Here is a 1,075-nt window from a genome sequence, read left to right on the forward strand (position 1 = left end):
ATCACCGCGACCGCGGCACCGTCACGCCCCAGCGTGTCGATTGCGTCGACCCAAGTTCCCGAGCGGATGCCAAGATCCTGCCGCAACCGCGCGGCAGCGTTGTGGGCGTCGGACCAGCTTGGCCTCGCCTCCGTCAGATACATCGCCGTCGTCGGAAACATGTCGGCTAGATCGGAGGGCCGTACCTTGAGGATGCTCTTGGACGGGGAGGGAGGGAGCACCGCCTGGTTTGGAACCCCCACCTCAGGGTCAGAACTACATCCTCGATCAGCTTGTACGGACTTTTTAGAGGGAATGGTTTGTATATGTATGTAGGGAGATTCTGCTGACCCCGACGGGTTATTTTCAACCGAAAACATGAACTGATCGATCGTCTCGCCAACAAGGTCCTCGACCCCGCTTAGGCTGTCGAGCGCGATTTGATAGCCATCTGCATCGCCCATGGCTTTGGCCTGCGCTGCTGCGAAGGCAGCTGCATCGATCGCGTCCTGCAATGCCATCCAGTGCGAGCCTGTGAGGTTGAGATCCGCCGCTTGGGCGAGGGCCTGGCCAACGATCCGCCTGACGCGGGCGATCTCCTTCTTGCCGCTCTTGAAGAGCGCATAGAGGGCGTTGAGCCGATCGCCGGCGTCCTTCAGTTCGGCATAGCGCAGTCGGATCGGTGACAGATCGAGACCGTAGGCCTCGACGATAACGCCGTCACGGTTCCGGAAACCACTCCGCCGTCCCGATGCGCTGTCATGGCCGAGAATAAGGCCGGCAGCGCGCAGCTCGCGCAGCCGTGCCTTGATGCAGGCCACGGTCTTCCTGACCTCGTCGGCTAGATGTTGGTTGCTTGGCCAGACGACCAGCGGGCGATCATCCGTCCAGTCGGCCTCCCAGGTGAGCTGCACGAGGTCCATCAGCGTCTCGATTGCGCCGTTGCTGACACCAATCGCGCCTTTCAGCGCCTTCACGGCCCTGCGCGCATCCTGTTTGGAGACCTGGATGCCAGTCGCATCGACGACCTTCATCCGGCGGGTGAGCTCGCGTGTCAGCGCCGTGATCGGCCGCGCGCCGGTGCGGCCCGTGAAAG

General features: G+C 62.5%; 1 protein-coding gene. It reads right to left on the bottom strand.

All coding sequences use genetic code 11. From position 1 onward, the window contains the following. On the bottom strand, positions 1–1,075 hold a 1,075-nt coding region (gene repC, locus AACY45_RS27055), incomplete at both ends, for a plasmid replication protein RepC (RefSeq protein ID WP_339548492.1).

The sequence above is a fragment of the Pseudomonas sp. RA_35y_Pfl2_P32 genome (assembly GCF_963970735.1).
In the GTDB taxonomy this organism is placed as follows: domain Bacteria; phylum Pseudomonadota; class Gammaproteobacteria; order Pseudomonadales; family Pseudomonadaceae; genus Aquipseudomonas.